Source organism: Brevibacterium sp. HMSC07C04, assembly GCF_001815905.1.
GTDB lineage: Bacteria > Actinomycetota > Actinomycetes > Actinomycetales > Brevibacteriaceae > Brevibacterium.
Genome location: NZ_KV823251.1, coordinates 16,416 through 42,922 on the forward strand (window position 1 = coordinate 16,416; position 26,507 = coordinate 42,922).

Annotated in this window: 26 protein-coding genes; 1 reads left to right on the forward strand and 25 read right to left on the reverse strand. The window is 63.1% G+C overall.

Annotated features, from left to right (window positions below; translation table 11 throughout):
- Positions 1 to 199: 199 nt before the first annotated feature.
- Positions 200 to 1,354 carry a pyridoxal phosphate-dependent aminotransferase gene (locus HMPREF3162_RS04405; protein ID WP_070777034.1) on the forward strand — a complete coding sequence of 385 codons (1,155 nt, stop codon included), beginning with the start codon at positions 200 to 202 and terminating at the stop codon, positions 1,352 to 1,354.
- Positions 1,355 to 1,455: 101 nt separating this feature from the next.
- Here the strand turns inward: HMPREF3162_RS04405 and HMPREF3162_RS04410 are convergent, their stop codons facing one another.
- From HMPREF3162_RS04410 to HMPREF3162_RS04530, 25 genes are all read right to left on the reverse strand, one after another.
- Complete coding sequence (locus tag HMPREF3162_RS04410; RefSeq protein ID WP_070777035.1) at positions 1,456 to 2,262, reverse strand: acyl-CoA thioesterase; 807 nt, start codon at positions 2,260 to 2,262, stop codon at positions 1,456 to 1,458.
- Positions 2,259 to 2,669: a GNAT family N-acetyltransferase gene (locus HMPREF3162_RS04415; RefSeq protein ID WP_070572253.1), complete on the reverse strand. Its 411-nt coding sequence runs from the start codon at positions 2,667 to 2,669 to the stop codon at positions 2,259 to 2,261. The genes HMPREF3162_RS04410 and HMPREF3162_RS04415 overlap by 4 nt, the downstream gene beginning before the upstream one ends.
- 5 nt (positions 2,670 to 2,674) lie before the next feature.
- On the reverse strand, positions 2,675 to 3,997 hold the full coding sequence (locus HMPREF3162_RS04420) for an MATE family efflux transporter (RefSeq protein WP_070572251.1): 1,323 nt from the start codon (positions 3,995 to 3,997) through the stop codon (positions 2,675 to 2,677).
- An 86-nt stretch (positions 3,998 to 4,083) separates the two neighbouring features.
- Positions 4,084 to 5,778, reverse strand: coding sequence for an AMP-binding protein (locus tag HMPREF3162_RS04425; RefSeq protein WP_070572250.1), 1,695 nt, complete (start codon positions 5,776 to 5,778; stop codon positions 4,084 to 4,086).
- Positions 5,779 to 6,020: 242 nt separating this feature from the next.
- Positions 6,021 to 7,223 carry an acetyl-CoA C-acyltransferase gene (locus HMPREF3162_RS04430; protein WP_070777036.1) on the reverse strand — a complete coding sequence of 401 codons (1,203 nt, stop codon included), beginning with the start codon at positions 7,221 to 7,223 and terminating at the stop codon, positions 6,021 to 6,023.
- Between the two features lie 36 nt (positions 7,224 to 7,259).
- On the reverse strand, positions 7,260 to 8,009 hold the full coding sequence (locus HMPREF3162_RS04435; protein ID WP_070777037.1) for an SDR family oxidoreductase: 750 nt from the start codon (positions 8,007 to 8,009) through the stop codon (positions 7,260 to 7,262).
- Between the two features lie 101 nt (positions 8,010 to 8,110).
- Complete coding sequence (gene der, locus HMPREF3162_RS04440) at positions 8,111 to 9,622, reverse strand: ribosome biogenesis GTPase Der (RefSeq protein ID WP_070572242.1); 1,512 nt, start codon at positions 9,620 to 9,622, stop codon at positions 8,111 to 8,113.
- Positions 9,615 to 10,277 carry a (d)CMP kinase gene (gene cmk / locus HMPREF3162_RS04445; protein WP_070777038.1) on the reverse strand — a complete coding sequence of 221 codons (663 nt, stop codon included), beginning with the start codon at positions 10,275 to 10,277 and terminating at the stop codon, positions 9,615 to 9,617. The genes der and cmk overlap by 8 nt, the downstream gene beginning before the upstream one ends.
- Positions 10,274 to 11,362: a prephenate dehydrogenase gene (locus tag HMPREF3162_RS04450; RefSeq protein ID WP_070777039.1), complete on the reverse strand. Its 1,089-nt coding sequence runs from the start codon at positions 11,360 to 11,362 to the stop codon at positions 10,274 to 10,276. Before HMPREF3162_RS04450 ends, cmk begins: the two co-directional genes overlap by 4 nt.
- The gene (locus HMPREF3162_RS04455) at positions 11,359 to 12,183 is read right to left on the reverse strand and encodes a pseudouridine synthase (RefSeq protein ID WP_070572236.1); all 825 of its coding nucleotides are present in this window, start codon (positions 12,181 to 12,183) and stop codon (positions 11,359 to 11,361) included. Before HMPREF3162_RS04455 ends, HMPREF3162_RS04450 begins: the two co-directional genes overlap by 4 nt.
- Positions 12,184 to 12,242: 59 nt before the next feature.
- Positions 12,243 to 12,788: an SMC-Scp complex subunit ScpB gene (scpB, locus tag HMPREF3162_RS04460; protein ID WP_070777040.1), complete on the reverse strand. Its 546-nt coding sequence runs from the start codon at positions 12,786 to 12,788 to the stop codon at positions 12,243 to 12,245.
- 1 nt (position 12,789) lies between these two features.
- Positions 12,790 to 13,584, reverse strand: coding sequence for a segregation and condensation protein A (locus tag HMPREF3162_RS04465; protein WP_256282680.1), 795 nt, complete (start codon positions 13,582 to 13,584; stop codon positions 12,790 to 12,792).
- 92 nt (positions 13,585 to 13,676) lie between these two features.
- On the reverse strand, positions 13,677 to 14,513 hold the full coding sequence (locus HMPREF3162_RS04470) for a ParA family protein (protein ID WP_256278247.1): 837 nt from the start codon (positions 14,511 to 14,513) through the stop codon (positions 13,677 to 13,679).
- 81 nt (positions 14,514 to 14,594) lie between these two features.
- On the reverse strand, positions 14,595 to 15,527 hold the full coding sequence (locus HMPREF3162_RS04475) for a tyrosine recombinase (protein WP_070572224.1): 933 nt from the start codon (positions 15,525 to 15,527) through the stop codon (positions 14,595 to 14,597).
- A 1-nt stretch (position 15,528) separates the two neighbouring features.
- Positions 15,529 to 16,164 carry an NUDIX domain-containing protein gene (locus tag HMPREF3162_RS04480; RefSeq protein WP_070777041.1) on the reverse strand — a complete coding sequence of 212 codons (636 nt, stop codon included), beginning with the start codon at positions 16,162 to 16,164 and terminating at the stop codon, positions 15,529 to 15,531.
- Complete coding sequence (locus tag HMPREF3162_RS04485) at positions 16,157 to 17,260, reverse strand: glycosyltransferase family protein (RefSeq protein WP_141759543.1); 1,104 nt, start codon at positions 17,258 to 17,260, stop codon at positions 16,157 to 16,159. Before HMPREF3162_RS04485 ends, HMPREF3162_RS04480 begins: the two co-directional genes overlap by 8 nt.
- 26 nt (positions 17,261 to 17,286) lie before the next feature.
- Positions 17,287 to 18,207, reverse strand: coding sequence for a copper transporter (locus HMPREF3162_RS04490; protein WP_070777043.1), 921 nt, complete (start codon positions 18,205 to 18,207; stop codon positions 17,287 to 17,289).
- A gap of 6 nt (positions 18,208 to 18,213) precedes the next feature.
- Complete coding sequence (gene steA, locus HMPREF3162_RS04495; RefSeq protein ID WP_070777044.1) at positions 18,214 to 19,044, reverse strand: putative cytokinetic ring protein SteA; 831 nt, start codon at positions 19,042 to 19,044, stop codon at positions 18,214 to 18,216.
- A gap of 4 nt (positions 19,045 to 19,048) precedes the next feature.
- Complete coding sequence (recN, locus tag HMPREF3162_RS04500; protein ID WP_070777045.1) at positions 19,049 to 20,758, reverse strand: DNA repair protein RecN; 1,710 nt, start codon at positions 20,756 to 20,758, stop codon at positions 19,049 to 19,051.
- A complete protein-coding gene (locus HMPREF3162_RS04505; RefSeq protein WP_070572208.1) occupies positions 20,751 to 21,677 on the reverse strand; it encodes an NAD kinase in 927 nt (308 codons plus the stop codon). Before HMPREF3162_RS04505 ends, recN begins: the two co-directional genes overlap by 8 nt.
- Positions 21,674 to 22,561, reverse strand: coding sequence for a TlyA family RNA methyltransferase (locus HMPREF3162_RS04510; RefSeq protein ID WP_070777046.1), 888 nt, complete (start codon positions 22,559 to 22,561; stop codon positions 21,674 to 21,676). The genes HMPREF3162_RS04505 and HMPREF3162_RS04510 overlap by 4 nt, the downstream gene beginning before the upstream one ends.
- Positions 22,558 to 22,749, reverse strand: coding sequence for a hypothetical protein (locus HMPREF3162_RS04515; protein WP_070572202.1), 192 nt, complete (start codon positions 22,747 to 22,749; stop codon positions 22,558 to 22,560). Before HMPREF3162_RS04515 ends, HMPREF3162_RS04510 begins: the two co-directional genes overlap by 4 nt.
- Positions 22,746 to 23,729 (reverse strand): HAD-IIA family hydrolase, encoded by a 984-nt coding sequence (locus tag HMPREF3162_RS04520; RefSeq protein ID WP_070777047.1) that lies wholly within the window; start codon positions 23,727 to 23,729, stop codon positions 22,746 to 22,748. The genes HMPREF3162_RS04515 and HMPREF3162_RS04520 overlap by 4 nt, the downstream gene beginning before the upstream one ends.
- Positions 23,726 to 25,105 (reverse strand): tetratricopeptide repeat protein, encoded by a 1,380-nt coding sequence (locus tag HMPREF3162_RS04525; RefSeq protein ID WP_070777048.1) that lies wholly within the window; start codon positions 25,103 to 25,105, stop codon positions 23,726 to 23,728. The genes HMPREF3162_RS04520 and HMPREF3162_RS04525 overlap by 4 nt, the downstream gene beginning before the upstream one ends.
- A 49-nt stretch (positions 25,106 to 25,154) precedes the next feature.
- Complete coding sequence (locus HMPREF3162_RS04530; protein WP_070777049.1) at positions 25,155 to 26,189, reverse strand: nitronate monooxygenase; 1,035 nt, start codon at positions 26,187 to 26,189, stop codon at positions 25,155 to 25,157.
- Positions 26,190 to 26,507 lie beyond the last annotated feature (318 nt).

Genomic DNA, 26,507 nt, shown 5'->3' on the forward strand with positions numbered 1-26,507 from the left:
GGTGTTTCCTCACTGTCAATGAGACTGTCAACGGGCTTAAGCTCCGCACAGGCTAGACCGGCAGGCGCCGCCGTGTCATAGAAAACCATCGACATATATGCGCATTGCTATGCGCTGCTCTTTTCAAGACTGAAACCGCGTGATTGACTGAGTGCACATCCCTGACAGTTAATTCATAGTGCCCCTCGAGGAGTCCCCCATGCCGAAGCTGAGCCAGCGCGCTGCCAATGTCCCCGATTCTGGTATTCGCGCGGTCTTCGAACTCGCCGCAAAGATGGACAACGTCATCGACTTGTCTGTCGGCGAACCCAGCCTGCCGGTGTCTGAGCACGTGAAGAAGACCGGTGCTGATGCCTGGCTGCGCGACGACCTGAGCTACACCGCCAACCAGGGCATTGACGAACTGCGCGAAACTCTTGCCCAGAAGCTGCGCACCTACAACGGCTACACAGTAGACCCCGATCAGATCAACGTCGCGGCCGGCGGTTCGCAGGCTCTCAACGTGGCGATGAGCATGGCGCTCGACCCGGGTGACGAAATCCTCGTTCCAGACCCCGGCTACGCCACGTTCTTCATGACTCCGATGCTCATGAGTGCCACACCGGTGGCCTACCAACTGGAGCCCGAAGACGGGTTCCTGCCGCGCATTGACGTGCTCGAGGGCCTCGTGACCGAGAAGACGAAGGCGATTCTCATCAACAGCCCGTCCAACCCTCTGGGCACTGTCATCCCGCCTGCACTCATTGAGCAGATCATGGACTTCGCCAAGCGCTACGATCTGTGGGTCATCAGCGATGAGGTCTACGAACACATTCTGTTCGAAGACGCGCAGGTGCCCTTCACCTCGCCGGCAGTGTTCGACACCGACGGCCGCGTGATGTCGGTGTACTCGCTGTCGAAGAGCTACGCGCTCACGGGTGCCCGCCTGGGCTACCTGGTGCTGCCCAAGGGCCTCGACGTGCGCTTTGCCGCGGTCCAGGAAGCCAATGCCAGCTGTGTCAACACGCCGTCGCAGTACGCTGCGATTGCCGCGGTGGCAGGCCCGCAGGACGATCTCGAAGCCGCGCGCGACCACTACACCGAGAACCGGCGTGCCGCTCTCGAAGTGCTTGATGAGCTCGGCCTCGAATACGTCAACCCCGCCGGCGGCTTCTACCTGTTCGTCAACGTCAGCCACGACTCCGCCGGCGATGTCGGCGCGTGGGCGCAGAACTTCCTGCGGGAGCACCGTGTGGCGGTCGCTCCGGGCACCGCGTTCGGCAGCTTCGGCGAAGGCTGGGTGCGCGTCTGCTTTGCCGGCGACCGCGACGCTCTCGTGGAGGGCCTGCGCCGCTTCCCGGCGAAGAAAGCCTGAATCCCAGGCGGGTCTGCTCCCCCCGACCCCAGACGGAAGAAGCACGAGGTGCCGCTCACCTGAGCGGCACCTCGTGCTTTTTATGGGAGCTTCCGAAACGCTCAGCCGCGGAAGTACGTCAGCTGGTGAGTTGAGACCAGCAGATTCCCCGCGGAGCTGAAGAGGCGGGCGCTCTGGTCTGCTGTTCCCCCGCCAAAGCGCTGTGCGCGGCCCTGGCACAGCAGGTATTCGCCCGCGGATGCGTAATCTTCCGGTGTGCCCAGGAAGTACGTGGTCAGCGAGATCGTAGCGGCTGGGTGTGGTTTTCCGGTGCGCAGAAAAATGCGCGGGAAGAAGGAATCCGCAGCACTGGCCAGAGCGACAGCATCCCAGTGACGGCTGGGGGCGTGGCGCAGCCAGTAGACGGACTCTGAATCCCCGTGCTCGCGGCCGAGCTCATAGGCACCGTGGGCAAAGCGGAACTCGTAGTTATTCAGCCAGCGCAGATCAGCCAGGGGCGGAGTCACTTCACACTCTTCCGGGCCCGGCACCTGCGGCAAACGCGCTTCCTGATGCGCAAAGGTGTCGCGTTCAGATGTGAAGACAACGCTGCCGGTGACCGGTGTGCTCTCCCCCTGCGTGATCCGCACGTTCCAGTGCTGGTTCGACTTGTTCGTCTGCACCAGTTCCAGGTGAATGTCGAACTCGCCGTATTCCACCGGCAGCGTGTAGTTGAGGGTTTGGGCTGCGGCGCCGCCCTGAGCGGCGGGGTGCTGCTGGACTGCGGCCAGCAGCTGCGCGGCGGTGATCCCGCCGAAGGGGCCGACCATGTTGTTGTACGCGGGGTGGGTTGCCGCCCGCAGCACACCACCGGAGTCGTCAGAGCGGATGACGGTGAAACGGATCGCTTCGTCCAGCGGGTGCGTCATTTCCGCTCGCTCAAATCAGCCATCAGAACGTACGTGCCCTCACCGAAGCCCACATCGGTGAAGCCCAGCCGGCCGAAGAGCTCCTGTGCTTCGTTCGCTTCGGCTACCGCAGCGCTGACGGCCTTCGCTCCGGACATGCGGGCAAGGGACAGCGCTCCTCCCAGCAGCTGCGTGCCCAGGCCTTTGCCCTGGTGCTCCTCGGCAACGGCAACGTAGACCTGCGGAATGCCCTCACCGACAAAGCCCAGCGCTGCCGGACCGTCGTCTTTCAGCCACGCCGCGCCGACAGCCTGGCCGGAAACACTGGCAATGAGTCCCTGATCACAGTCAGCGGGCGCGCCGGGAACCAGGTCCGCAAACGGACGCAGCTGCTGCTGGCTGCCGGGTTCGAGAGGTGTGATGTCCATACCACTCACTGTAGCTTCTCCGCGCGGATGATCCACTTGTCTGAGCCCATTCGCGCACCCAGGCCAATTGCGCGCAGGGCCATGAAGCCGATGGCAAAGCACGCCCACAGCGCCACAATGCTCGGCCACACGGACTCGACTGCGGCGGTGAGAATCGCGAACCCGTAACAGGCGCCGACCTGGGCCAGTGCGAGATAGCGGGCGTCCTCAGCACCCATGAGAATGCCGTCAATCGTGAAGACATAGCCTGCCAGCGGCAAGCTGACGGCCAGGACGAGAACGAGCTTTAAGGTGATGCCGATGACTTCCGGGTCTGATGTGAAGAAACGGCCAATCCACGGCGACATCGCCGCCAGGAGCAGGCCGACGATACAGCCGAAGCCCACTCCCCACATCGCCAGGCGGCGGTTGACGGCGCGCACCATCGCTCGGTCGCCGCGGCCTATCTGCAGACCGACGAGTGCCTGTCCAGCAATCGCCAGCGAATCGAGCACGAGGGCGAGGCAAGTGAAAAGCGTCAGGGTAATCTGCAGGGCGGCGAGTTCGGCTGTGCCTCCGTAGGCTGCCAGGCTGACCAGGGTGATGAGCGCCAACCGCAGTGCGGCATTGCGCAGCAGCAGCCATCCGGAGGTGCGAGCGGCCAGCAGCACTCCCACCCAGTCAGGCTTCAGACTGGCCTTGTAGCGAACTGCAGCACGAACCGCGATGATGACGTACACGATGCACATGAGCCCGTGGGCTGTCACAGTGCCCAGGGCTGAACCCTCAATCCCCATGCCGAGCCCGTAGATGAAAAGAGCATTGAGCGCGATATTGATTCCGAAGCCGCAGGCAGCCACTATCAGCGGCGTGCGCGTATCCTGCAGGCCGCGCAGAAGGCCCGTGGCCGCAATGACTACGAGCATGCAGGGAAGCCCCCACCACGAAATCGTCAGATAGGAGACAGCGCCGGGCACCGCCACGGCAGGCAGACCGAAGGCCACAACGATTGTCTCGAGAAAGGGCAGGCCCACTGCCAGAAGGATCACCGAAGTGACAAGCGCCAACCACATACCGTCGAACCCGGCCGAGACGGCACCTCGCGTGTCACCGCGACCCAGCCTGCGCGCCACCCGCGGGGTCGTGGCGTAGGCAAGGAAGATCATCAGACCCAGCACGGTCTGGAGAACAGTGCTTGCAACTGCAAGACCGCCCAGGGCAACCTCACCCAGGTGACCCACCATGGCGGTATCGGCGAGCAGAAAGACAGGTTCCGCGGCAAGCGCACCGAGCGCGGGAAGGGCCAGCCGGAGAATCTCGCGATTGAGAGTGGCAGACGGTTGTGACATCGCCGAAAGTCTACCCCCGTGCAAAGCTGTGCTGGTCTTCCGAGAGGCTTATGACCTCCCGGAAGACCAGCGTGTGCGAGCTTGCGTCACTGTGCGCTGTCGGAGGCCTCAGCGGCCTCGGCTGCGCTGCGGCGAACTTCGCGGCGCAGAATCTTGCCGCTGGCGTTCTTCGGCACTTCGTCGATGAAAGTCACCGTGTGGGGAGCTTTGTAGGCTGCCAGGCGCTCTCGGCAGAACTCGATGAGCTCTTCCTCAGTCGCCTGCTCACCGGCTTTGAGGCTGACGAAAGCAGCTACGGTTTCACCGCGGTAGTCATCAGGCGCTCCGACCACCGCGGCTTCCATCACCGCCGGGTGCCGGTACAGCACGTCTTCGACTTCGCGCGGCCAGACCTTGTAGCCGGAGCTGTTGATCATGTCTTTCACTCGGTCGATGATGAACAGCCAACCGTCCTCATCCATATAGCCGACGTCCCCGGTGCGCAGTTCACCACCGGGAATGTTTGCAGCTGTCGCTTCGGGGTTGTTGAGGTAGGACCGGGCGATGATAGGCCCGCTCACACAGATTTCTCCCACCTCACCGGGGCCGACTTCCTGACCGTCAAGGTCGATGATCCGATAGAACGTAGAAGCCAGCGGCAGTCCCGCCGACACGGTTCCGGTTTTCTCGTCGACGGGTGCTCGCATGCCCTGCGGCACAACAGCCGACTGTCCCGAAGTTTCCGTCAGACCGTAGCCCTGGCCGATGTAATGCCCCGTGCGCTCCTCAAACCTGTCGACGAGCGCTTCGGGCACGGGCGCGCCTCCGGAGTTGATCGCCGTGAAGCTGTCGAACTCGGTTCCCGTGAACTGAGGGTGAGCCAAAAGAGCGAGGAACGCTGTTGCCGGGCCGGCCATGGCGTGCGGTTTTTCTTCGCGCAGCATATGCAGCACCGAAGTCGGTTCGAACCGGTAGTTCATCACCAGTTTGCTGGCACACGCCACCGCGGCGAGCATCTGGGTGACAAAGCCCGTGATGTGAAACACCGGTGCCAGGGTGAAGTATGAGTGTTCCGGCCCGTAGTCGTTCTGGACCCGGGCCATCTGCGCATTGTGGGCGATGCCCACGTGCAGAATCTCAGCGCCTTTGGAGCGTCCGGAGGTCCCTGATGTGTAGCCGATCATGGCGGGATCGCTCGGACCGACCGGAGGCTGTGCTGGGACACTGTCTGTGTTTCCGCTTTGGAGGGCAGAGTTTATGGCACTGAGGAAGTCTGTCTGCCCAGTTTCCGTGTTCTCCAGAAGCGGTGCGATGACAGCGGGAACTTCGCCGGGAATGAAGTCGTCTTCGCTGACGGTGAAGATCTGCGGGATGTGCTGGGCCCAGCTGCTGACCCTGTCATTCCATGCGTGGGCGGAGGCGACGATTGCGCTGGGCTGCGAATCACTGAAGATGTGTTCGAGTTCTCCCCTGTACATGGGGTTCAGCGGGACGACCTGTCCGCCGAGCTTCCACGCGGCGAACACAGCAATCGGGAAGGCGGGCACGTTCTGCAGGTACAGTGCCAGCCTGTCTCCGGCGCCGAATCCGCCATCAGCGAGCACCTGGGCGAAAGCACGCGCGTATGCGTCGAACTCGCGGTAGGTGATGGTCGTGCCCCAATAGCGGATAGCGGGACCATCAGGGTTGGTGCGCACCGCTTCGTCAAGCAGATGAAGCATCGTGGTGTCGGGGATCGTTCGGCCATAGCCTTCGTGCTGTGCCCCTGTTTTCAGCCAGGGACGGTCGTCGAACCAGCTCATGGTTGTCCTTTCACGTCGTTGTGAATCACGGTGTGTGCAAAGAGCCTTCGCCCCAAAACAATATGATATGCGGGGCGACTTTGTAAGGGCTCTGCCTGAACTTCCAGACCCAACCTGAGACCGTGGTGCCTCTGCCCCTCGTTCTGGCAGTGGTCTGAAAGCAGATGCACCGCCAGCTTGTGCCCCAAATGCGTGTGGGAGCCCGGCCCGGCTCCCACACGCTGCAGTCAGTTCAATTCGGTTCAGGCAACTTCGAAAAGTCCAGCGGCTCCCATACCGCCGCCCACACACATGGTGACGACAACGTAGTTGACCCCGCGGCGCTTGCCTTCCAACAGTGCATGGCCTGTGAGGCGAGCACCGGACATTCCGTAGGGGTGGCCAACGGAGATCGCCCCGCCGTTGACGTTGAACTTCTCAGGGTCGATGCCCAAGCGATCGCGGCAGTACAGCGCCTGCACCGCGAAGGCTTCGTTGAGCTCCCACAGGCCGATGTCGTCCACTGTCAGGCCGTGTTGCTTCAGCAGCTTGGGCACGGCGTAGATAGGTCCGATGCCCATTTCGTCCGGGTTGAGTCCGGCGACTGCGATGCCGCGGTAGACCCCGAGCGGCTCAAGGCCCCTGCGGGATGCTTCTTCACTGGACATGAGGACGGAGGCCGATGCTCCGTCGGACAGCTGTGAAGCGTTGCCGGCGGTGATCGTCGGGTTCTCGGAGTAGTCGCCCGGAGGCAGAACCGGGTTCAGACCAGCCAGGCCCTCCAGGGTGGTGGAAGGCCTGTTGCCCTCATCGTGTTCCAGCAGGGTCTCAACCTCGGAGATTTCCTTGGTCTCTCTGTCCTGGACAAGCTTGACGGAGGGCAGCGGAACGATTTCTTCGTCAAAGCGTCCTGCGTCCTGAGCCGCGGCTGTGCGCATCTGCGATTGGAGCGAGTATTCGTCCTGCTCTTCGCGTGACACCCCGTAGCGGGCTGCAACCACCTCGGCGGTTTTCAGCATCGGCATGTAGAGGTCCGGCTGGTTCTCGGCAAACCAGGGGTCGCGGGATCGGTACTGGTCGGCGAAGTGTTCGTTCTGCACCAGCGAAATCGACTCGACTCCCCCGCCCACGGCGATGTTGAAGCCGTCGACGATGATCTGCTTGGCCGCTGTGGCAATCGCCATGAGGCCCGATGCACACTGCCGGTCGATCGTCATGCCCGATACCGCGGTGGGAAAGCCCGCCCGAATGGCGGCCTGTCGGCCAAGGTTGGTGCTCTGAGCGCCGTGCTGGACGGCTGCGCCGAGAATCACATCGTCGACTTCGGGGCCTTCCAGCCCGGCCCGCTGGACCGCGTGCTTAATTGCGTGGCCTGCAAGCTCCTGCGGCATCGTGTTGTTGAACGCTCCCCGGTAGGCTTTGCCAATGGGTGTGCGTGCCGTCGAGACGATAACTGCGTCTGTCATGTGTCCTCCTGTGTGGGGTGTCGTTCGGCCTATAGCTCAGCCGCGGGGTCCGCCTGCTACGTAGAGCACCTGACCGGATACGAAGCCGCTGGCTTCCGAAGCGAAGAACGCCGCGGCGTTCGCAATGTCGTCGGGCACCCCGCCGCGCCCCACCGGGATGGCGCTGACGGCCCGTTCGACAAAGGAATCGAAGTCCATGCCCACGCGCGCGGCGGTGGCTTTCGTCATATCGGTCTGAATGAACCCAGGAGCAATAGCATTGGCGGTTACCCCGAACTTGCCCAGTTCGATTGCGTAGGTTTTCGTCAGCCCTTGCACCCCAGCCTTCGCCGCAGCGTAGTTCGACTGGCCGCGGTTGCCCAGGGCCGACGTTGAGCTCAGCGATATGATGCGGCCGAACTTTTCCGCCACCATGTATTCCTGGCACGCCTTCGTCATGAGGAAGTTGCCTTCAAGGTGCACGGCGAGCACTTTCTGGAAGTCGCTCAGCGGCATTTTGAACAGCAGATTGTCCAAAATGATGCCGGCGTTGTTCACGAGCACCGTCGGCGGGCCCAGTTCATCAGCGGTTTTCTTCACGGCCGCCTGCACCTGTGCTTCATCCGACACATCGGCACCGATGCCGATGGCTTCGCCCCCTGCTGCAGTGATCGCTTCGACCGTTTCGCGTGTGTCTTCTCCTTTCAGATCGAAGACCGCGACTTTGAGACCGTCGGCAGCGAGTCGTTTTGCGGTTGCCGCGCCGATTCCGCGGGCTGCTCCTGTGACGATTGCCGTGCGTGCCATGGAATAACCTCCTGGGGTTCTGCGTCTTTGCTGAAAACCTGGTTCGCTTCCTTTTCTATCGCCCTGTCAGAAGTTTCCGCAAGAGGTGACCGGGGTGCGCCTCAGCGCTTTTTGCGCTTTTCGCGGATCCGCATGGAGATTTCAATCGGGGTGCCCTCGAAGTCGAAGACCTCCCGCAGTCGCCGCTCAATGAACCGGCGGTAGCCCGGATCGAGGAAGCCGGTGGTGAACAGCACGAACTTCGGCGGCCTGCTGCCGGCCTGAGTGCCGAACAGGATGCGCGGCTGTTTTCCGCCCCGCAGCGGGTGCGGGTTGGCCGCAGCCAGCTCCGCAAGAAACGCGTTGAGCTTGCCAGTGGGAATGCGGTTCTCCCAGCTTTCCAGTGCTGTTTCCATGGCCGGGACAAGGCGTTCGACGTGACGGCCGGATTCGGCGGAGATGTTGACGCGCGGGGCCCAGCTGATATGGCCGAATTCGCGTTCGATTTCGCGCTCCAGGTCCCACCTGCGCTCGTCATCCAGCAGATCCCACTTGTTGAACGCTAGGACAAGACCGCGCCCGGCATCGATGACATTGCGGATGATCTTCATGTCCTGGTCTGAGATCACTTCGCTGGCTTCCAGAAGGACAACTGCGACTTCGGAGCGCTCAAGCGCTGTCTGTGTACGCAGCGAAGCGTAGAATTCAGATCCGCTCGCGTTCTTTGAGCGTTTGCGGATGCCCGCGGTGTCGATGAAGCGCCACTGCCGTCCGCCGAGCTCGACCAGTTCGTCGACGGGGTCACGTGTGGTGCCGGCTTCGTTGTCGACGACAACGCGCTTGTGGCCGACGATCTTGTTCAGCAGCGAAGATTTTCCTACGTTGGGCCGACCGACGAGCGCCACGCGCCGCGGGCCTCCTCGCTCCATGGCCTGATCGATCTGCGACTGCTCAGGCAGAACACTGAGCACTTCGTCGAGCAGGTCGGCAACGCCGTTGCCGTGCATGGCGGAAATGGGATGCGGCTCCCCCATTCCCAGCGACCACAGCTCGGCCGCACCGAGCAGGTCTTTGTCACTGTCAACCTTGTTCGCGGCCAGCAGCACGGGCTTCTTGGTGCGGCGCAGCATGCGCACAATGTGTTCGTCGGTTGCAGTCACCCCGGTTCGAACGTCGACGACGAGCACAACTGCATCGGCAAGTTCGACAGCTGCTTCAGCCTGTTCGGCAATGCGTAAAGCAATTCCCTTGGAGTCGATGTCCCAACCGCCGGTGTCGACGATTGTCAGTCTGCGTCCGGCCCACTGAGCGGGATAGCTCACGCGGTCGCGTGTCACACCGGGAACGTCCTCGACAACAGCTTCGCGGCGCCCGAGAATGCGGTTGACGAACGATGACTTGCCCACATTCGGACGGCCGACGATCGCCAGCACCGGGGCTGGGCCGTCGTTTTGGTCATCCTCGTCAGAACCCGCCCCGTAGGTGTTGAGAAGATCAGCGTCTTCGTCTTCGAGATCGTATTCCTGCAGTCCGGCCAGCAGCGATTCAGCGCGCTTCTGCGCGTCGTCATCGCTGATTTCGCTGATTCTGCGGGCAAAATCGTCGTCGTGGGTTCCGGTGTACTCCTCAGCCACGCGCGGCCTCCACCAGGTCGAGAACCGCCTGCACGGATGCCTCGAAATCGATGTCTGAGGTGTCGAGCGTGTGCACGCCGTCCGCTGCGGAGAGGAAACTGGTCGTCTTCGAGTCCTTCTTGTCACGGCCGATGACGTTCTCAGCGGTCGCCTTCATGCTGGCTTCGTCAACACTGCCGTGCAGCTGCTGGGTGCGTCGGGCAATCCGGACTTCGTCGCGGGCCGTCATGAGGATGCGCACTTCCGCGTCCGGAGCGACGACCGTTGTGATGTCGCGGCCCTCAACGACGATGCCGGGTCCAGCTGCTCGGATGATCTCGCGCTGCTTTTCGATCAGTTCGGCCCTGGCGTCTGGCACAGCCGAGACGATCGTGGCGTTGGAAGTCACTTCGTCGGTGCGGATTTCCTCCGTCACGTCGATTCCGTCCACTTCGATGTAGAAGTTCTTCGGGTCCGTCGAGATCTCGAGGTCGCAGCCGCGGATCTGCTCGACGACATCACCGGGCTCTTGCACACCCCGGTTGAGGCACAGCCACACCACGGCGCGGTACATGGCGCCGGTGTCGAGGTAGCCGAAGCCCAGACGCGCGGCAGATTCGCGCGAAACGCTCGATTTGCCGACTCCGCTGGGCCCGTCGATCGCAACTGTGGTCATGGTGTTCCTTCGTGTTCGAGTGCAGCTTCGGGCAGGCGCCAACCGCGCTTCCGCAGGCCGCTGATCAGGTCGATTTCGCTTGCAGGCAGGACTGAAACGTCAACGGAGCCCAGTTTAACGCCCGTGGCGTGGTCCATCCGCATGTCTTCGATGTTGACGCCGAGTTCGCCGATGTCCGCAAACAGGCGCGCCAGGGCACCCGGGGTGTCGTCGACGACGACCGTGACGACGGAGTATCGGGTAGGTGCGGAACCGTGTTTGCCGGGAATCCTGTCTCGTCCCTCATTGCCTGCCGCGAGTGCTCCGGCGAGCGCGGCATAGGCGCCGGGCCCCAGATCGAGGGCACTGATGACGGCGTCGAGGTCGTCGCGCAGGCCTTCGAGGACCGTGCGGATTTCGGCCGCGTTGCCGGACAGGATCTGGGTCCACAGCCCGGGGTCGGATTCGGCAATCCGCGTGGTGTCGCGCAGGCCCTGCCCGGCCAGTGCGATTCCGTCAGCGGGCATGTCGCGCAGCTGGGCCGCCAGGAGAGAGGCGACAACCTGGGGGGCGTGGGAGACTCTGGCGACCGAGGAGTCGTGAAAATCCGGGTCGAGGTGGATGACAGCCGCTCCGACCGCCTCGGCTAGGTCGGTGATGTGGCCCAGGCGCTCTTTCGGGGTGTCTTCGTCAGAGCACACCACCCAGGGGCTTGCGCTGAAGAGGTCACCGCGCGCGGCGATTGCCCCGGACTTTTCGCGTCCGGCCATGGGGTGGGAGCCGATGTACCGGTCGAGTTCGCGTTCGCGGGCCTGTTCGCGGGCCTGGGCGAGGATGGCTCCCTTGACGGAGGCCACGTCGGTCACGGTTGCCTCCGGCCACGTGCGCAGTGCTTTTACAATGATGTCGGCGCACACGTCCGGCGGGGCGGCAACAACGACGACGTCAGGATCGGCGGGGTTTTCGCGGGTTCCCGCACCCATGTCGGCGGCCAGGTTGACCGCGGTGGGCGACAGGTCTTCCAGCGTCACCCTGTGCCCCGCGTTGGTCAGGGCGAGCCCGAGGGATGTGCCCAGAAGCCCGGTCCCGATGATGTGGACTTTCACATCTTCACCGCTTCGAAGAGCGCGCCGATCTCGTCTGGACGCAGCGAGCGGACTTTGCCCTGCCGCTGCTCTGCCAGTTCAATGGGTCCGAATTTCGTGCGGACCAGTCGAATGACGGGATTGCCGACGGCTTCCATCATGCGTCGAACAATGCGGTTGCGGCCTTCGTGCAGAACGATTTCGACAAGCGAAACGCCCTGCGTGGTTTCGATCAGCTTGAAGCTGTCAGCGTGGGCCAGCCCGTCGTCAAGTTCGATCCCGTCGCGCAGGCGGGCGCTGACGTCCTTGGCGATTGTGCCGCGCACCTGCGCCAGGTAGGTCTTCGGGATTTCGTAGGATGGGTGCGATAGGCGGTTGGAGAGTTCGCCGTCGTTGGTCAGCAGCAGCAGGCCCTCGGTTTCGTAGTCCAACCTGCCCACGTGGAACAGCCTTTCGGGGCGGTCCCCCACGTAGTCGTCGAGGTTCTTCCGGCCCTCGGGGTCGCCCATGGACGACACGACTTTCCGGGGCTTGTTGAAGGCGAGGTACACCTTGTCGGTGTGGGTCGTGATCGGCATTGCGTCGACTTCGACGCGCTGTTTTTCCGGGTCGATGCGGGTGCCGAGTTCGCGCACCTGCGTGCCGTCAACCGACACGCGGCCGTCGACGATCAGCTGTTCACACGAGCGGCGCGAACCGAGGCCGGCATCGGCGAGCACTTTCTGCAGGCGCACGCCGTCGCTTGCGTGCACGTCGCGCGACGGCTGGTGGCGTTCAGCGCGTTTCCGGCGCGTGGGCCGCTTTGAGGGGTGGCCGGGAAGTCGGGAGTCTCTCGTGCTCATGCCCTCCATTGTCGCAGAGGCCGCACAGGAGGTTCCCGGCGAGGCCCCGCCGCTTCGCGTCAGTCGTCGGCGGGAACGTCTTCGGGCAGATACGGGGCGATGTTCGGCAGCTGGTCGAGGCTGTCGATGCCCATTGACTCAAGGAACACCTGCGATGTCACATACTGCCGTGCTCCCCCGGCGTGGTCACCGTCGACTTCCACGATGAGCCCGCGCATCATCAGGGTGCGCACAACCCCGTCGACGTTGACTCCGCGGATGGCGGAAATGCGTGCGCGGGTGACCGGCTGGGCGTAGGCGACAACGGCGAGGGTTTCCAGAGCCGCCTGCGACATCTTCGATGACTGGCCGCGCACGAGGAAGTCCTTGACGTTGCCGAACTGTTCTTCGCGCGAGCTGATGCGCCAGCCGCCGTTGGCGGCCCGCAGCTGAAAGCCGCGGCGGACCGAACCGTCCAAACCGTCGTAGTCGGCGGCCAGATCCGCAAGTGCGTTCTCGACTGAGTCCCGATCGATTCCGAGCCCCTGGGCGAGGTCGTCCGCCGTGAGCGGTTCGGCAGACACCATGAGCACCGCTTCGAGAGCTTCGTACCAGTCTTCGCGCATGTCAGTCCTCCCTGTCCTGCTCCGAGTCCTGCTCTGATTCGCCCAGGTTCGCGCTGCGCAGCTCATCACCTGAGACCACCGGAATAACGGTCAGCGGTCCCAACGGGGTGTCCTGCTGAAGATCGCACAGGTGGGCTTTGAAGAGTTCGAGCAGCGCGAGGAAGCGGGCAACCACGATGAGCGTCGTTTCGGCGTCTGTCGCCAGTTCGGCGAATTCGATCGGCCCGCGGCTGGCCAGCTCACCCAGGATCACGGAGCGCTGTTCGGCAACGCTGACATGCTCGAGGTGGAGGTGGTCGACCGCCACGGTCGGCGGTGTGTGGTCACGGCTGATGGCGGTGGCGTAGAGGGCTGCGATGACTTCCGGGGTTGCCGTGAACTCGAGAGGCGGAAGAATGTCGCGGAACTTCTCTTCAAGTTCGGGTGTGCGCGGAATCCGCATGCCCGCTGCGGTCATCTGCTCGCGAAACAGCAGGGACACCTGTTTGTAGGCACGGTACTGCAGCAACCGGGCGAACAGGAGGTCGCGGGCTTCGAGCAGTTCGAGGTCGAGCTCATCTTCCACCTGGCCCTGCGGCAGCAGACGGGCTGTTTTGAGATCGAGCAGGGTGGACGCCACCACAAGGAAACTCGACAGCTGTTCAAGACCGGCAGTGGTTGATGCGTGGTCCGCGTCGCGCAGCTGGGCGGTGAAGGCGAGAAATTCGTCGGTCACCTCGGCCAGGGCGATGTCGGTGATGTCCAGGCGTCGTTTGGCAATGAGGTCCAGCAGAACGTCGAAAGGGCCTGTGAAGATGTCGAGTTCAACTGTGAACCCGCCCTCTGCGGCGTCCGCAGCATCCGCAGAGTCTGTGACTTCTGCGGAATCGGGGGTGTCGATCGTGTCGATCAGGGTGCGCCCCCGCGGGCGATGAGTTCGCGAGCAAGTGCTCGGTACGCCTCGGCACCGCGGTGGGAGGAGGCGAACGATGTGATGGGCTCTGCCGCGACGGAAGCGTCGGGGAATTTCACGGTCCTGTTGATCACGGTTTCAAAGACCTTGTCGCCGAAGGCTTCGACCACGCGCTCGACAACTTCGCGCGAATGCAGGGTGCGGGGGGCGAACATGGTGGCCAGAATGCCGTCGATTTCGAGTGCAGGGTTGATTCGGGCCTGCACCTTTTCGATGGATTCGACCAACAGCGCAACACCGCGCAGCGCAAAGAACTCGGTTTCCAGGGGGATGATGACCCCGTGTGCTGCAGACAGTGCATTGACGGTGAGCAGACCCAGTGACGGCTGGCAGTCGATCAGAACGACGTCATATTCCGGGGCGAGCTTCTGCAGCGAGCGGTCAAGTGCGCGTTCACGTCCGACTTCGCCGACCAGCTGCACTTCCGCGGCAGAAAGGTCGATGTTGGCAGGCAGCACATCGATGCGCTCGATGTCGGTGCTGTGGACGACATCGTGCGGATCCACACCATCATTCATGAGCAGACTGTAGACGCTCTGCTCAACACTGTGCGGATTGATGCCGAGCCCAACGGAGAGCGCTCCCTGCGGATCGAAGTCCACCAGCAGCACGCGCCTTCCGTATTCGGCCAGCGCCGCCCCCAGGTTGATTGATGTGGTGGTTTTTCCGACGCCGCCCTTTTGGTTGACGATCGCGATGATCCGCGCGGGGCCGTGCTGCTCAATGGGCGGTGGGACTGGAAAATCAGTCAGCGGACGACCAGTGGGCCCCATTCCAGGGTTGTCGATGCCGATTTCCTGCTGGGTGTCCGTGTCCACACCACTCACCTTTCTCTGTGCGGCTGTTCTTCTAGCCTACCGCGCTCTGGGATGGGCCGATGCAAATACTTCACGCAGGGACTGTACCGTGACCTTGGTGTAGATCTGCGTGGTGGAGACCGAAGCGTGGCCCAGCAGCTCTTGCACGGCGCGGATATCAGCTCCGCCTTCCAGAAGGTGTGTTGCGCACGAATGCCTCAGGCTGTGGGCGGTCACACCGGAAAGCCCGGCGGCCTCAGCCGCAGCGCGCACAGCCGCCCACGCGGACTGGCGGGTCAGCCTTCCGCCCCTTTGGTTGATGAACACGGCTGCGGTGTTTCCCCTGCTGAAAGCGGTCCGCCCGCGCGTGAGCCATGCGCCGAGAGCGTCAGCGGCGTGGCTGCCCAACGGCACGATCCTCTCTTTGCTGCCCTTGCCGTACAGGCGCACCGCGCCTCCGTCGAGGTCGATGTCGTCAATGTCAACGCCGACGGCTTCGCTGATTCGCGCTCCGGTTGCGTACAGCATCTCCAGGAGAGCACGTGCGCGCAGACTCACCGGGTCCTCCCCCGCGGTCTGGGCGATCATCGTCTCGACTTCAAAGACAGTCAGCGCCTTCGGAAGACGGGTGATGTCCTTTGGCAGCTGCACATCGACAGTCGGGTCGATCCTGCCGGCGGCCTCGGCGGCATAGAAGGCGTGAAATCTGCGCAGCGCGGATAGGGCCCGGGCCCGTGAAGATGGGGCCGCTCCCCTTTCGGCGAGCACTTCCGAATACCTGCGCACCACCTCGGCATCGACCCGAGAGAAGTCATTGAGCCCCTCGTCCTGGAGGAACCGCAGATAGTCGGCCAGGTCGCGAGCGTAGCCGTCAATCGTGTTCTGGGCCAGCCCGCGCTCCAGGCGCAGCATGGTGAGGTATTCCGCTGTGGGCTGTCGCAGCCCACGCGGTGTCTCCTCCGGGAGCAGCTGGGCTCCTCGCCTGGCCATATCAGCCGTGCAGGTGTCGGTACGCAGGCCAAGCGCAGTCAGCCGGCCGCAGACCCGCCCAGTCGTCACTGCGCGAAGCGTGGGCGTGCAGGATGGCCAGCTGGGCGGTGGCGTTGCCGATCCGGCCCTCCCGAACAGCCGCGAAGGCCTCGTCCAGCGGTGTCCAGCGCAGTACAAGCCCGGCTTCTTCGCCTTCTCGAACAAAGTCCGAGGCGCTCTCGGCCAGGTCTCGGGCCAGATAGATCCGCAGAACTTCGCTCAGCCCGCCGGGTGAACTGAGCTGGTCGGCAAGAACGGCCCATGAGCGCGCCTGCAGATCTGCTTCTTCGCCCAATTCGCGCTGTGCTGCCAGCAGCGGATCTTCGCCTTGGACGTCGAGCAGACCCGCCGGAATCTCCCAATCGCGCTGGCGAATGGGATGGCGGTACTGCTGGATGAGGAGGATCCGGTCTTCGTCATCGACTGCAGCAATGCCGACGGCACCCGTGTGGTCAACGAAATCACGGGTTAGACCGGCGGCTTCGGGAAGGTCGACGGTTTCGCGGCACACATTCCACACAGCACCGCGAAAGACGACTTCGCGGGCGTAAGCCAGATAGTCGACCGGCTGATCTGCCAGCTGCGGCTGATCAGGCATTGATGTTCTCGGCGTAGGCGTAGAGTTCCAGCAGAGTTTGGGTCAGGTGATCGCGGTTGCCGCTGCGTACGCGTTCGCGAAGCGCAAAGCCTCCGCTGATCCGAGCTGCGGGGCTGCCCGCGTAGGCCGCAATCGCCCTGCCGATTTCTTCTGCCGTGTTCGCAACCGCTGCCTGCGGACCGTAGGCCCTGGCCAGACGCTCATTGCCGACTACGATGGTGGCTCTGCCGACGTTCATGACATCATCTGAATCCAGGCCTGTCATACGGGCCGAAGTGATGACGATGTCGGCGGCATTGACGATGTTGACGGCATCCGACGGTGCAGCGACCGTCACATAGTCCAAAGCGTGCGAGAGCTTTTCCAGGTGTGAGCGCACTCTGCCACGACCAGTGAATACAACCCTCCAGCGGCGATCTGACTGGGTTTTTCCGAGGGCTACGACCGCTTCGACCACTTCCGTGAGCTCTGCCGTGTCCTTCGCTTCAATCGGCACGGCGATGACCATGCGGCCGTCATCGGCGGACAGTCTGCGGCGCATCTTCTCAGCTGAAACACTGGGCCGCGGGAAGCCGTCATCATCGGTGCGCACAAGCTGCGCGCGTTGGACGACCGCGACGTCGTCTTCGTAGTCGGCGACAACCCGTTCGGTGGTGCCGAGCACCGCGGTTGCGGTGCGGGCGACGATCGAGTGCTGTGCACCGAACACGGAATCGTCTTCGTCCCGGCCGATCGTCGCGATGATCGGCGGGTGCATCCGAGTGGGCAAACCGGTCAGGCCGAGGCCGGCAAGCACCGCGGCGTGGCGACCGTGCGCGTGGACGATATCGATGTGCCGGTAGTTTTTGTGCAGGCGAAACGCCGATCTTCCAGTCGACAGGTCGAAAGGCCCGGGGCCCGACGGGATCTCAATGTGCCGCAGCTGCGAATGCTGGGCGCTCAGACCCTGAAAGACTTCGGGCCGCGAAGCAACAGCCACCCGGTATCCCCTTTCGAGTTGACCGGCGATGATGGTCGCTGCAGTGTCGGCGATAGGCGAAGACGCCTCGGTCAGAACATGCAGAATGCGCTTCTGCGGGGCCAGCGTGTCGCTCACGTGTAACTCCTTCTTGCCTTCCAAGACTACTTCTTCATACCGGGGTACAGTTCTTCGGCGCGCTGCCCGAAGCCGTATGCGGCCGGTTTGCCGCCGTCGATGAGGTCTGCCGTCGCCAATACCGTAATCACAGCCCCCGCGTTGGTTTCAATGCCGTCGACAGTTGTTCCGGAGCGATCGCCGCGAAGCTTGTATACAAGGCCGCCGGTGCCCAGCGGTCCAGCCACGACAAGCGGCAGAGTGCCCTGGATTTCCCGCAGGGCCTCGACGTAAGCGCTGCTGTCGTCAGCTGGTTGAGCGGATTCGCCCTGGCCCTGCTGCTGCACCGCGGTTGTTTCACCTGCCACGAATATGAAGGCGTCGGCCTTGCCGGGCTTGCCGCCGACCATCCGGCCGTGGTCGCGCAGGACCTTCAGAACAGCTTCAGCGTCCTCTTCTGACAGCGATCCGGCTTTGCTGCCAGCACTCCACACCTCGGTCAGTGCACTGGCGACTGCTCGCGGAGGTTCCTGGGGACCTTTGTCCACGTGCGCACGGAGTTCTTCAACCAGCTCGCCCTGTGGGTCCTCTGGGGAGAATGTCGTCTTGGTGAGGGTGCCGCCTTCAACAACATTCGCTCCGGCTGCGGTCAGCTGCTGCTGAAGTCCGCGAACATCAGCGCTGGCGGCCTCTTCGGCGCGGATGACCGAAACCGTACGATCACGCAGTTTGTCGTCGATGAGGCTCGGCGCGTTCGCTTCCACAAAGTCGTTGAGACTGCGGGTTTCTGCCCGGCTCTTGTCCAGGTCGCCGCGAAGATTGTCGCGGTCTTCGCGCAGTGCCTGCACTTGGCCCTGGAGGGACTGTCCGATGGGCGCCTTGAGGGGGCCTGCGCCCAACACGATTCCAACGGCGAGCGCCAGGAAAACCGAAAACAGGGAAACCAGGTGGTAGCGGAAGTCAATCACGGATTTTCAGCCTTGGATAAAGGGAGCTATGCGGGTGTGGAGAGCGGCTTCAGTCTGTGCGCCCCAGCCTCCGAAGAAGCCGAGAACGCCGTCGAACTGAGCGGCGATGAGTTCCAGCAGCAGCCGACCGGACTCGGTGGCTGCCAGCGCTGCGGCAAGTGCCAGCAGACCGGCCAGCGCGAGCACCAGCAGCTGCCAGGATCCGGCGCGCTGCCGGTACAGCAGCGACACGCCCTTGGCGTCGACTACGCGTGATCCGAGGATCATGCGGACCACGTAGGCCGACGGCTGGCTTTCAGCGCCCGCGTGGGCATATTCGATGACAGTGGGTGAGCCCACTGCCACGATGAGCGGCGCACCGAGAGCATCCGCCAGCAGCAGGCCCGCGTCTTCGTTGGTGCCGGCTGTTTTCAGAACGTCGTAGTGCAGGCCCTCTTTTTCCAGCCGCTGGATGCCTTCGGCCGGACGGCCCGGGCTGTGGTGGGCAATGAGCACAGCACCTGACAGAAGCGGTGAATCGCCGACAGCATCGAGATTGCCGATGATGATGTCGGGACGGTGACCGGCTTCGAGAAGGGCGTCGGCCCCTGCGTCAACCCCAATGAGCAGCGGGCGGTACTCCCGGATGTAGGACTTGAGCATTGCCAGGTCCTCTTTGTAGTTGTATCCGGCAGATACGACCAGCGCTTGGCGTTTGAACATCGACTTGGGGATGTCCGGCAGGTCCAGCGCGCTGAACAGGAGGTCGGAGTGCGCGTGGACGAAGGTCGCCATGTCATCGACAAGGTCGGCGATAATTCCGCCGTGTCCTTTTTCAACAGTTTCTGCAGTGTCCACAGGGCTATTCTTTCACGCTGTCGAATGAGGATTTTTCCTGCGCGGCAATTGCCAGCAGCTCGTCAGCGTGTTCGCGTGCCGAATCAGATTCGGCCAGACCCGACAGCATGCGCGCAAGTTCGTGTTCGCGTTCTTCCCGGCTGAGAACCGAAACACCGGAGACAACGCCTTCGCCCGCATCGTCTTTGGACACCGTGACGTGATTGTCAGCCCACGCGGCGACCTGGGCCAGGTGGGTGACGACGATGACCTGCGAGTGTCGGGCCAGCTGCGCCAAGCGGCGGCCGATCTCGATGGCAGCACGGCCTCCGACACCGGCGTCGACCTCGTCGAACACGAAGGTGGGGAAGGTGATGCTGCGGGCCATGACCACCTCAATGGCGAGCATGACGCGGGACAGTTCGCCGCCGGAGGCGAGCTTGCCGATTTCACCGGGCACAGTAGACGAATGGGCCGCAAACAGAAGTGACACGGAGTCACAGCCGTGGACCGCCGGTTCGGCTTCTTCGATTGCGAAGGTGATTGAGGCTTTCGGCATGGACAGCGCCGCGAGTTCAGCGCCGACGGCCTGCGAGAACTCTTCTGCTGCCTTTTCCCTCTGCTCGGTCAGCCGGGTGCCCTTGTCAAGCATGTCTGTTCGTGCCGCTTCGACCTGGGCGTCCATTGTGGCAAGGCTCTCACCGGCTTCGCGCAGCCGCAGAAGTTCAGCGCCGGCTTCTGTCTCAAAAGCCAGCACCGCCGAGGTGTCCTCACCGTAGGCGGACAGGGAGCCTAGATCTGCACGCCGCTGTTCGATGTCTTCGAGCGACCTGTCCCCGAGCTCGTCAAAGCCGGCCAAGTACTCGCTCAGTCGTGCCGCCCTGTCTGACAGCTGCAGGCCCAGATCGGTCAGCGCCGAGGCGTGTTCTGTGAGCGTGCCGTCCGAGGCGGCTGCCTGGCTGAGATGCGCGGCTGCCGCATTGACCTGGTCGACGGCGTTCGCGGTGTCGTCCCAGTCGGCTCCGGTGAGGCAGGCCTGTGCTGAAGCGACCGCGGTTTTCAATTCGTGTGCCGAGGCCAGGCGGTTGGCAAGAGCTGTCAGTTCGACGTCTTCGCCTTCCAACGGGCGGACTTCCTCGATCTTCTCCAGCGCGGTTTCCAGGAACTCGATTCGCTGCTCCCTTTCGGTCGCAGAGTCTGTCAGTTCGGCATGTTCTTCTTTCAGCGATGTCCACGTGGCGTACGCTGCGGCGTAGTCCTGACGCGCCCGGGCAAGTTTCTGCCCGCCGAAGCTGTCAAGCAGTTCGCGCTGCCGGGTGCGGCTGCGCAGAGTCATCTGTTCTGACTGTCCGTGCATAGACACGAGCTCACGACCGACATCCGACAGCAGACCGGCTGGCACGGTGCGTCCTCCCGCGGTGGCCCGGGCACGGCCTGAAGCGGGGATGGTGCGGGTGACGATGAGTTCACCCTCGGCTTCGCCGCCGGCGTCTTCGACGCGTTCGGCAACATCGGGCTGACCTGTGATGTCGAAGATTCCCTCGACAACAGCACGGTCTTCTCCGGCTCGGACTACGTGGCTGCCGCTGCGTGCGCCCAGCAGAAGGTCAAGCGCGGTGACAAACATCGTCTTCCCTGCCCCGGTTTCTCCGGTGACGACTGTCAACCCTGGCGAGAGTTCCACCTCGGCTGTTTTTATGACTCCGAGGTTCTCTATGCGCAGAACCTCAATCATCGCGCACCCCCGGTCCGCGCCAGCCAGCCACCGGCAGCTGGAATTTGGCGACCAGGCGGTCGGTGAAAACACCTTTGTTCAGGCGGGCCAGAGGTACTGGAACAGCTGAGCGGCGAGCCTCAACGCGGGCTCCTTCGGGCAGGTCGAAGCGGAAGCGCCCGTCACAGAACAGAACTGCTCGCGTACCGGGTGTCACGGGCTGGAACTCGACACCCAGTGTCGAGGACGGGGACACCACCAGCGGAGTGGAGAACAGCGCGTGCGCCGAGATCGGCACCATGAGGAGCGCCTCGACGTCCGGCCAGATGATCGGCCCTCCGGCGGAGAATGCGTAGGCTGTTGAACCGGTCGGAGTGCCCATGATGACGCCATCACAGCCGAAGGTCGACACGGGGCGGCTGTCTACGCCGACAACCACTTCGATCATCGAAGCACCGCGGTCTTTTTCCACCGTTGCCTCGTTCAGCGCCCAGTCTTCGTGAATCAGTTCATCACCGAGGGTGACGGTGATGTCGAGGCTCATGCGCTGCTCGACAACGTAGTCGCGGGCGATGGCAGCTTCGACAGTGTCATGGAGGTCTTTGCGCTCGGCTTCTGCGAGGAAGCCCACGTGCCCCAGGTTGATGCCCATGATCGGCACACCGGTGCCGTGGAAGTGCGAGGCCGCGCGCAGAATCGTGCCGTCCCCGCCGAGAACCATGACGAGTTCGGGGCCGGTCTCGGAGTCGAGTTCAGCGAAATCGCTGAGGACTTCAATACCCGACAGATCAAGATCCCCGTACGATGACAGGCTGGCGTATTCGCGGTGTGCGATGACCGGTGTGATTCCGCGATCTATCAGGCTCGCGCAGACCGTCTGCGCGGCAGCGCGGGCACTCCGGCGGTGCGGATGCACTACAACGACGATTCTTCGATTCACCGAGCCTCCTCGCCACCCAAACTATCAGCCCGCCTGTCCGTTTGCTCTGTGTGTGCGGGCACGGTCAGCGGGTGGTGGGCTCCCGCACGGACGTGGGCAGCCAGGCGTTCGCGGCTGAGCTTCTGCCCCGCCGAGGCGGATGGCAGGGGGCGCTGTGTCTGCCCCGTGTGCGCCCACAGGAAGTATTCGATGTTGCCGGTCGGACCCGGCAGCGAAGACTGGACGATTCCGCACAGCTGTCCTCCGAGCTTCTCAACGTGTTCGGCAACGGAGCACACCGCCTCAGCGCGAGCCTGCGGGTCGGTGACCACGCCGTGCTTGTCCAAGGCGCTGCGCCCGGCTTCGAACTGCGGTTTGACCATCAGCACAAGATCGCCTTCGGTGTTCTCCAGCAGCGGCTGCGCAATGAGCGTCAGCGAAATGAACGACACGTCCGCAACCGTCATCTGCATTTTCCTGCCGCCCAGCCATTCGCCGGTGAGGTTGCGCAGATTGTGCTCTTCAAGACTCGTCACCGCCGGGCTGCTGCGAAGACCCGGGTCAAGCTGAGCCGTGCCGACGTCGACCGCCCACACGTGCTCGGCACCTAGTGACAGCAGAACCTGGGTGAAGCCGCCGGTGGAGGCTCCGGCGTCCAGGCAGTTCAGCCCGCTCGGACTGAGTGCAAAGGCATCGAGGGCACCGATGAGCTTATGAGCGGAACGAGCCACCCAGGGGTCGGCGCTGTCCACGGTGATGTCGGCGGTGTCGCTCACAGTGGCCGAGGGCTTTGTGGCAGTCTGGCCGTCAACGGCAACTCGGCCGGCCCGGATTTCGCGCTGTGCTCTGTTGCGGGAGCGGACGAGGCCGCGCCGCACGAGCGCAGCATCAAGGCGCAGCGTCATGATGAGCGCGCATCGAGAATCGTTTCGATGCGATCCGTCAGGGCTTCGGCGGCTTTGACCGCTTCCGGTGTGTCGGCGCTGAGAACGGCTTCGAGCGCGGCGTGCAGTGAGTCCGCTTCACTGCTCGGGGCCGGCGGCGGCTGTGGGCTGGCTCCCCTGTCGGGCCGCTGTGTTTCTGGGCTGCTCATACAAAGCGCTCCGGCAGGGTTCCGGCGTCCAACGGGCGGTCCAGGTGCGCTGACAGGGCTAGCGCAGCCGCAACCGCATGATTGTCAGGCCCGGAGTGGGTGATTCGACTGTTTTCGCAGCGCACGCGAGCTGCACCGCACTGTGCGGCGTCCGCGTCACATCGGACAGTCGGAGTGTCTTCGACGGCGGCACGGACCGTGGCAATGGAAGAGGCGATCACATCCGGCTGCTGCGCCGGCGGCAGGGCAAGTGCAGAGTGGACGGAGTCGACTCCGGTGAGCACGAGAGCTGTCTGCATAGCGGCGGCTTTGCCCGCGGCAATGTCGGTGGCGATCTGGTCGCCGACCATAACGGCCCCGCTCATGTTCTGAGCCCGTGCCGCCAGTGTGAGCATGGTGGCTTCGGGCTTGCCGTACACCTCTGGGACGATTCCCGTGCATTCCTGAACAATCCGAACGAAGGAGCCGTTGCCGGGAAAGAATCCGGTTTCCTTGGGCATGCGCAGGTCCGGGTTAGTCGCGCAGAATCGCGCTCCGGCTCGAACCGCGGCAATTGCGCAGCACAGGTCGATGTTCCCCACATTCGCGGCAAGCCCCTGGAGGACGGCGTCAACCTGCTGTCGCCGACTGTCGAGTTCATCGATGAGCTCAGCGGTGGGCCGAACCGGTTTGAGACCAGCCTGCTCCACACACTGGGCGAGGAACTCACTGCCGACGATCAGCACGCGAGAACCCGCAGCCAGTTCCTCTGAAAGGCACTGAGCACCCGCAACAGCGGATGTCATGACCTGGCGGTCGTCGATGTCGACGCCGAAGCTCCGAATGTGCTTGGCCATAGCGCTGTTTGAACGCGAAGCGTTGTTCGTGACGAAGCCGACGGGCCCGCGTGAAGCGAGATCGCGAAGTGTCGCACCGGCGCCGGGAACTTCTGCCCGACCGGTGTAGACAACACCGTCGAGATCGAAAAGCCAACCTGTCACGGCTGAAACATGGGAGGCGTGTCTCCCGACTCCGGTTTGATGTCGCCGCTCTGCTGGCCCTGTCCTTCTTCAGATGTTTCGGATTCGGTGTCCCGCTGTGGCTTGGCCGAGTCGATATCAGCCATGATTTCGGCCATTTCCTCGTTGATTTCATCTTCGAGGGTGTTGCCTTCGGCTACTGGCACGGGGCCACTTTCAGCACCCGGGACGTCGCCCTTGTTGTCAGCATCTGCCGATTCTGTCGTCGCCGATTCAGCATCGACGGAATCGGGCTCGGCAGCTCCCTGCACCTCCGAGTCTGTTGGCGCATCTTCTGCGGATTCGCTTTCCGCAGACTCAGCTTGCGCCGGTGCGCTTTCTTCGGTCTGGGCGTCCTCAGCGGGTTCGTCCTCGAGTTCTTCCTCGATGACGATGATGTCGACTTCCTCCGAAGCGTCCGTCAGGCCCGTGCGTTCGGCAGTGACCTGCGCGAGCTTGTCGTATTTGTCGGCGGTCTCAGACTCACCGCTGACGCGCAGCAGGTCGGCGTAGGCCTGCAGCAGGCGGATTGCGCTTGCCGGTTTGTGTCCCGTGAATCCGACGCCTTCGATGGTATTCCGCGCTTCTTCCAGTTTGCCCAGATCAGAGTGGGCACCTGCGGCAACGATTGTCAGTTCCAGCCAAATGTCTTTGCTGACAGCGCTGCGGTCAGCAGCCGCGAACATGTCGATGGCTTTCTGCGGTCTGCCGCGGCCTCGTTCGGCATCGGCAATGACTGCCAGGTTGTCGTGGGAGCCGGTGATCCGCCTGTGCGTGCGCAGTTCGCGGGCGGCTTCGTCATACAGCCCCTTGTGATAGGCGACGAGGCCGAGTGCTTCACGGGCCGCACCGATTCGGCCGGCGCTTCTTGAAGCCGCTTTTGCGTGTTCGTATGCCTGGTCCAGGTCAGTGTCGAGAAAGAAACCGGCAGCGACTATGTGCTTGGCGGTTCGCTCGGCGTTTTCAGCACTCAGACCCCGAAGTTCGCTCTTGACGTGTCCGGGGAGTTCTTTTCCTGTGATGCCTTCGGGGATGGGCGGAGCGCTGAAGTGGGGCCGATCGTCGCGTTTTTTCGGGCGGTGATCAGCGCGGCCGTTGTCTTTGAAGCGCGGTTTGCCGTCCCACTTCTTACGGCGGTCACCATCACGGCGCTGGCCATCCCAAGAACGCCCGTTACGGCGACGCTCACCGTTCCACTTCTTGGAACGCTCACCATCGCGGCGTTCGCCTTCCCAGGAACGCCCGTCACGGCGGCTGCTCTTGCCTTGCGTTCCAGAGTCGCGGCGCTGAAAGCGGCTGCTGCGGTCCGGACGGCGGCTGCCGCGCTGCCCGTCGTGTGATGATGATGAATTCGCCACTGCTCTCCCCTATTGAAATCTGCAGGCTACAGTCTATCGCGAAGATAATTCAGGCCCGGCCGGGCGCTGATGGGCGGCGGGTGTTCAAATGCTCCGCGAATTCCCGCACGATTTCGGCCGCGCTCTGTTCTCTGCATTCAGCCCATCCGGTTCCAGCCCAGAGGTTTTGCCATGCGGGATCATCGCCCGCAGCCTTTTTCACTGTGCCGACCATGGCGTTCACTTGCGGGTAGCCGACAACAGCATCGGCGTCAAAGCGGTCAATGAACTCATTGCGCAGGCCTCTGGCTGGACGGCCGGAAAAGGCCCGCGTTCGAATTGTTTCTGTATACAGGCCCTCTAGAAGCGCCCTGCGATGGCAGGACTTTGTTCCGGCTTCGTTGCTTGTGAGAAAACGGGTGCCGATCTGGACTGCCTGTGCGCCGTGCTCAAGCAGTCTGGCGGCATCCCCGGGTGTTCCCACTCCACCAGCGGCGACAAGCGGCAGCGCTGAGCTGCTTCGGACCTCATCAAGCAAATCGGGCAAAGGCGTGTCGTTGGGCTCCGCGGACTGGTCGAACTGTCCACTGTGTCCTCCGGCGCCAGGGCCCTGAAGGATCAGAAAATCTGCCCCACACCGCTCTGCCTCCACTGCTTCATGCCTGGTGGTTGTCGTTATGCCCACAACAATGCCTGCGGACTTCAGCGCAGAAAGAATCCGAGGTTCTGGAAGTCCGAAAGTGAACGAGCAGTAAGCGGGTCGGTGACGCAACACGATGTCAATCTTTGGGCCGAAGGCATCGTCCGTGAACCTTGGCAGCGTCGGAGTGTCAATGCCGAACTGCGTAAATGCGGGCACGAGCGCCTTTCTGTACCCTTCAATGTCTGTGTCTTCAGCCCGGTGGCTTTCTGGAGCGAACACGTTGACGCCGAACGGGCGGTCGCCCATCTCAATGATCTGCTGCTCGAACTGCTGCGGCGTCGAATATCCGCCTGCCAAAAAGCCCAGCCCTCCTGCGTCGCTGACGGCCTTCACCAAGGCTGGGGTTGTGGGCCCGCCTGCCATAGGAGCTTGAACAATGGGAGTTGTCAGAACTTCGAACATAGAGCCAGCCTATCGAGCAGCGCCGCGAAAGTGCCATGTAAACGACGAGCCTGCAAACGGCTATCGCGAGCAGTCGGGCTGCCTGCCGCGGGCAACAATTAATCCCCTGTACCGGGTGTGCACGGCCAACAGGGGATCAGATCTTCCAGGCTCAACAGAAAACACATAGGCCGGGAATCAATATTGAAGACACCCTTGATGAATCGCGGGGTGGGATTTGAGGTGGTGAATGGGTGAAGGCCCCCGGGGGGTTGGGGAGCAGGTGTGTGCTCTACCCAGCCTGGGGGCCTTCATTTGTGGTGTGGTTGCGGCGGTGTC